Annotated in this window: 3 protein-coding genes; 1 reads left to right on the top strand and 2 read right to left on the bottom strand. The window is 65.8% G+C overall.

Features of this window, described 5'->3' with window-relative positions; all coding sequences use genetic code 11:
* Positions 1 to 564: 564 nt before the first annotated feature.
* On the bottom strand, positions 565 to 2,670 hold the full coding sequence (locus ABIA73_RS21430) for a phosphoglycerol transferase I (protein WP_354276254.1): 2,106 nt from the start codon (positions 2,668 to 2,670) through the stop codon (positions 565 to 567).
* Between the two features lie 261 nt (positions 2,671 to 2,931).
* Positions 2,932 to 4,575 carry an ABC1 kinase family protein gene (locus tag ABIA73_RS21435; RefSeq protein WP_223483053.1) on the bottom strand — a complete coding sequence of 548 codons (1,644 nt, stop codon included), beginning with the start codon at positions 4,573 to 4,575 and terminating at the stop codon, positions 2,932 to 2,934.
* 212 nt (positions 4,576 to 4,787) lie between these two features.
* Here ABIA73_RS21435 and ABIA73_RS21440 point away from each other — a divergent pair, with 212 nt between their 5' ends.
* Positions 4,788 to 5,714 carry a DUF808 domain-containing protein gene (locus tag ABIA73_RS21440; protein ID WP_025874576.1) on the top strand — a complete coding sequence of 309 codons (927 nt, stop codon included), beginning with the start codon at positions 4,788 to 4,790 and terminating at the stop codon, positions 5,712 to 5,714.
* Positions 5,715 to 5,829: the final 115 nt, after the last annotated feature.

Consider the following 5,829-nt stretch of genomic DNA (forward strand, 5'->3'; position numbering starts at 1 on the left):
GGGGGGGGGGGGGGCCCCCCCCCCCCGGGGGGGGGGGGGGGGCGGCCCCGCCCCCCCCCCCCCCCCCCCCCCCCCCCCCCCCCCCCCCCCCCGCCTTCGACAGATTTCCGCGATCTGTCGGAACGGTGTTCTGTGTTGCTGTTGATGGGTGTCGACCTTGGTCGACACGTAGATCCACGCCATGCGTGGATGCTCTTCGATGAACTATCGAAATATTCGATTTCATGCAGATGGGGTCAGATCCGTTTTCCGCAAGAAAACGGATCTGACCCCGGATTGATTTCCATATCTGACAGAAGTGTCGGCCAAGGTCGACACCTACCGACAGCTGCAGGAATCTGTCAGAGGCGGGGCGGTGTGGGTTGGCAGGACCGTTGGCGCCATGGATGGCGCCATCGAGCCCCCAAGGACGGGTTTACGGCGTGTTCTGCCAACCCACAACGCCCCGCCATCCCACGGAATGCCAGCTGTCGCTGTTGCTTTGGCTGTTGCCGTTGAGGTTGCCGGCCAGCGGCCGGCACTACTGCTTCGGCAGGTGCAGGGCGCAGCCCTGCCGAACCCCCTTTACCCCCGCGGTCGGCCGCGCGAGGGCACCAGTGCGAAGGTATCCACCGCCAGCTTCTCGGCATGGTTCAACCACGCGCGGATTTCCAGATCATCCACTTCGTGGTCGAGCCCGAATGACACGTTGATCTTGCCATCGGCATCAGGCTGCACCCACTGCTGGGCCAGCACCACCTTGCGCTGCGAGGACACCGCTTCGATCCAGAAACCGCGATCCGGGCGCGTGCTCGCCACCAGCTGCAGCATGTACTGGCCGGCGCGGGTACGGCGGCCCTTCTGCGTGATCATGTGTGCCTGGCGCACGCTGGGGCGGGGGCCCTGGAAGGCATCCAGTGGTGCATCCACGTCGATGCCGTTGCGCAGCTGGCCGTCCCGGTACAGCTTGATGCCGTTGTCGCGGTTCACCAGCAGCGCGCACCAGTCGCCGTCGGCCGAGCCATCCTCGAACGCGGTGCAGCGATCAACGTAGGCGAGCGTGTTGTCGGGGTCGGCATCGTCGAACTGGCGCGAGGTGTTTTCCAGATACACCGATTTCAGGTCCCAGTCCTTGTCGTATTCCAGCAGCACCGGCGGCTGCACGTGCTGCAGGCCCACCACCACCTGGTCGTCGCCGTCGATCTTCAGCTGCCGCGTCGGCTCACCCAGCCACAGCGAGCGGGCGAAGGCCAGGTACTGCGGATAGTCGCGGCCGCCATCGCGGCGTGCCGCGGCGCTGGCACTCGGCGCGCGCTTGTCGTCCAGCAGCGAACGGCCAAAGCCCATCGTCTGCAGGTTCGGATCGAGCAGGCTGAGCAGGGTGGCCCCGGAATCCAGGGTCGAGCCGTCTTCGGCGGCCAGCTGGCGCGGGGCGACGCCATCACCGAGGAACAACAGCAGGTTCTCGCGCTTCTGCCTGGTCAGGATATGGCTGAGGTCGTTGGGCATGGCCAGGTGATCGGAGGCGATCACGATCAACGTGTCCTTGCCGTAGGGGCTGGCCTGGATGCGTTCGACCAGCTGCGAAATCAGGCGGTCGGTGCACTTGAGCGCATTGAGCATGCCGATGTTGCCGTACTGGCTCTGGTAGCGCTCGCCCTTGCAGGCCACCGGCAGGTGCCCGGCCGGGTGGTGCGTGTCCATGGTCAGCGTGGTCAGCATGAACGGCGCATCCTGTCGCGACAGCTGCTCGAAGCGCTGGTAGGCGGTGTCCAGCAGCACGTCGTCATGCACGCCCCACGCCGAGTAGTGGATACGGCCGATCTTCTTCTGCTGCTTGAACCACGCCAGGTCATGCACTTCATCGAAGCCGTGGCTGGCCAGGAACTGGCCCTTGCCGGCGAACTGGCCGTTGGCACCACCCAGGTAATGGTTGGTGTAGCCCTGCTGCTTGAGATAATCGCCGAGGCACACGGCCTTGGGCAGGAAGCTGCCCATGCGGTCCATGCTGTTCTCATCACCCTGCGAGGTGGTCAGCGGCACGCCGCACATCGACGACACCAGGCCGGCGATGGTCCAGCCACCGCCTTCGGCCGAGGCCAGACCGCGTACATCCAGCGACCTGGCCGCCAGGCGGTTGAGATTGGGCATCAGGCCGGGAAACACGGCCTCATCCAGATAGGTGCGCTCCAGGCTCTCGCCGTAGATCCAGACGATGTTGCGTGGGCGCTGCAGGGCCTGCGTGGGCACCTGGTATTCGGGGGAGATACGGGCGAAATCCACCGGGCGCAGCTGCTGGTACAGGCGTTGGCCATCGCGGGCCAGTGGGCTGATCATGATCGTGGCCACCCACAGCGCGGCGAAACCGGCAAACCATGCACCACCGGCCGTGGGGCGGCGCCAACGCTTCACCCGCGTAGCGAACAGCGGCAGCAGCGACACGGCGGCCAGCACGATGAAGCCGGCGATATAGCCCTTGAAGTCGGCGACACCGGCGCCTTCCATGTCCGCACCCAGGTGGTACAGGGTGGCGGCGTTGAGTCCGTCACCGGACAGCTTGTCGATCAGCCACCAGGCACTGAGCGCCAGCAGCAACAGCGAGAACAAGCCTGCTTTCCACCACACCCACTTTGCGGACGCGAGGAACAACCAGGACAGCAGCAACAGCGACAGCAGCAGAATCCAGAGCATAGGCAGCTTCGGCAGTGACGGGGTGGCGATGGACGTCGTACCGACGCGTGTCCATCCGACCGGCGCTGCTGCAAGCACATCTGCATGACAGGCCGATGACCCGATAGTGCATGCACGAACCTGACTGAAATGTTTGTTGAAATCGTGCGCGCGATATCACGCTGCGAACGTAAATCGAGCGTGAAAACTCACGCTCGATTGCATTAAAAACCTGCATGAATGCACTGTTTTCGCTGATCCACGTCGAGCGTGGATGCGACACTATCGATGCCCGCGTTCCTCGCGCGAACGCGCACGGCGATCGAACAACAATGCGCTGGTCACGATGCCCAGCCCAAGCACCACGCCGATCAACAGCAGCACCAGTGCGATGGCGGGATAGCCCAGCACATGCCAGCCGGTGTCGATCTTCATCATCATTGCCGCCGCCATGATCAACGCGGCGCTGATGATGCCGGCGGCCACGCGGTTGGCGATCTTCTGCAGGTTCTCCATCAGCCGCGATTCTTCCAGCCCGGTCACCTTCATCTGCAGGCGGTTCTCGGCCAGCAGCGCCATGATGTCCGACAGCTTGCGCGGCCCGTCGCGCAGCAGTTGCTGCAGCTCCATCGCCTCGCTGGCCAGGTTGGCGGCCGACAGCGATTTTTTCAGGCGCGCGCGCATCACGTGCTGCAGCTGGCGTTCGACGATACGGCGCGTGTCCAGATCCGGTGCCAGCAGGCGGCATACGGTTTCCAGGTTGAGCAGTGCCTTGCCCAGCAGGCTCAGCTCCGGCGGCGTGCGCAACCCGGATGAGGTGGCAATGCGCACCATGTCCAGCACCACGCGCCCTTCGGAGAAATTCGCGCTGGCGGCATAGCGTGCGATCAGCTGGCCGGTCTCGCGCAGGTAGCGCTCCTCATCGAATGCCTCCAGCCGCGTGCTGATGCTGATCAGGTCGTCGGCCACTTCCTCGCCGCGGCCATCGACGGCGGCAAACAGGATCTTCAGCAGGCGCTCGCGCAGCCGCGGCGGCATGTGCGCGACCATGCCCAGGTCGAAGATGGCCAAGCGCCCATCAGGCATCACCCGCAGGTTGCCGGGGTGCGGGTCGGCGTGGATTTCGCCGTGCACGAAGATCTGGTCCAGATAGCCGCGGATCAGCGCCGCCGCCAGCGGGTCCATCGCCTGTTCGGTGCGGCGCACATCGGGAATGGCATCCACGCGCACGCCGGTGGCCAGTTCCATGGTCAGCACGCGATGGCTGCTGTAGTCCCACAGCGGCTGCGGAATCCACAGGCGTCGGAACGGCTTCAGGTGCCGGCCGAAGCGCGACAGGTTCTCGGCCTCGGCGTGGTAGTCCAGCTCCTGCATCAGCGTTTTGGCGAATTCGTTGAGCCAGTCGCGCAGGCGCACGCGGCGACCGATCTGGGTCAGATGGTCGGCGGCCAGGGCGAAGCTGCGCAGCACCTCCAGATCCGAACGCAGCTGCGCGGCTACCTCGGGCTTCTGCACTTTCACCGCTACCTCGCGGCCGTCATGCAGTACCGCGCGGTGCACCTGGGCGATCGACGCGCAGCCCAGCGGTTGTGGGTCGAATGCGGCGAACAGCTTGTTCACCGGCGCCCCCAGCTCCTGCTCGACGATGGCGTGGATGCGTTCGACCGGAATCGGCGCCACCTTCTCCTGCATGCGCTCCAGCGCGGTGGCGAACTCCACCGGCACCATGTCCGGGCGGGTCGACAGCATCTGCCCGAGCTTGACGAAGGTGGGCCCCAGCGCTTCCAGGTCGCTGACGAACTGCTCCGGATTGCCGTCCGGTGGCACGTCGGTGTGGCTGCCGGCAGCGTCCAGGTTCATGCCGGAGAACACGCCGGAATGGCGGTAGCGCATCAGCAGGCGCAGGATCTGGCTGCGCCGGTTCATGCCCCTGATCAGCGGCGGATTGCCTGTGGCGGTGGACGGATTGCTCAAACGACACTCCTCGAAGACGACGACCCGATGTCCGTGATCCCGCCGTCGGCGGGACCGGATTACGCTTCCAGTGTCCCTGCCGCCCGGTGGGCGCGCGGTGAACCCGCTACCGCAGGTGGCGCCTGATCGGTCAGAATCCGCTCATTCCCTTTACTGGATCCCCCATGGCCGGTGCCAGCCTGTTTGCCCTGCTTGACGATATCGCCTCCCTGCTCGACGACGTCTCGGTGCTGACCAAGGTCGCCGCCAAGAAGACCGCCGGCGTGCTGGGCGACGACCTGGCGCTGAACGCGCAGCAGGTAACCGGCGTCAACGCCAACCGTGAATTGCCGGTGGTGTGGGCGGTGGCCAAGGGCTCGCTGGTGAACAAGGTGATCCTGGTGCCGGCGGCGCTGGCGATCAGCGCGCTGGAAGCCTGGCTGCACAGCCGCGGCTGGAACGTGCCGCTGATCGTGCCGCTGATGATGATCGGCGGCGCCTTCCTGTGCTTCGAGGGCGTGGAGAAGCTGGCGCACCGGTTCCTGCATTCCGCCGATGAGGACGCCGAACACCAGGCCGAGCGGCGCAAGGCGCTGGCTGATGCGCAGGTGGACATGGTCGCGTGGGAGAAGGACAAGGTGAAGGGCGCGATCCGCACCGACTTCATCCTCTCGGCCGAAATCATCGTGCTGTCGTTGGGCGTGGTTGCCACGGCGTCGTTCATCAACCAGGTCAGCACCCTGGTGGTGATCGCGCTGGCGATGACCGTGTTCGTCTACGGGCTGGTCGCCGGCATCGTCAAGCTGGACGACCTGGGCCTGTACCTGTCGCGCAAGGGCGCGGCGCTGGCGGCAGTCGGCCGTGGCCTGCTGGTGTCGGCACCGTGGCTGATGAAGTTCCTGTCGGTGGCCGGTACCGCAGCGATGTTCCTGGTTGGTGGCGGCATCCTGGTGCACAACGTGCCGGCGCTGCACCACGCGGTGCAGGCGCTGGGCGGTGAAGGCCAGTGGGGCTGGCTGGTCAACGCGCTGGGCAACATGGTGGTCGGCATCATCGCCGGTGCCATCGTGCTGGCGGCGGTGACCGGGTTCCAGAAGCTGCGCGGCAAGTAAGCGCCGGCCCGCTGCCCGGAAGAGGCCGACCTTGGTCGGCGGTTTGTTGTCCGCGCGTGCCAACCAAGGTTGGCACCTACCCAGCGGTTTCCGGCGCCTTGCCCGGTAGAGGCCG

Source organism: Stenotrophomonas sp. 2694 (assembly GCF_040548715.1).
In the GTDB taxonomy this organism is placed as follows: domain Bacteria; phylum Pseudomonadota; class Gammaproteobacteria; order Xanthomonadales; family Xanthomonadaceae; genus Stenotrophomonas; species Stenotrophomonas indicatrix.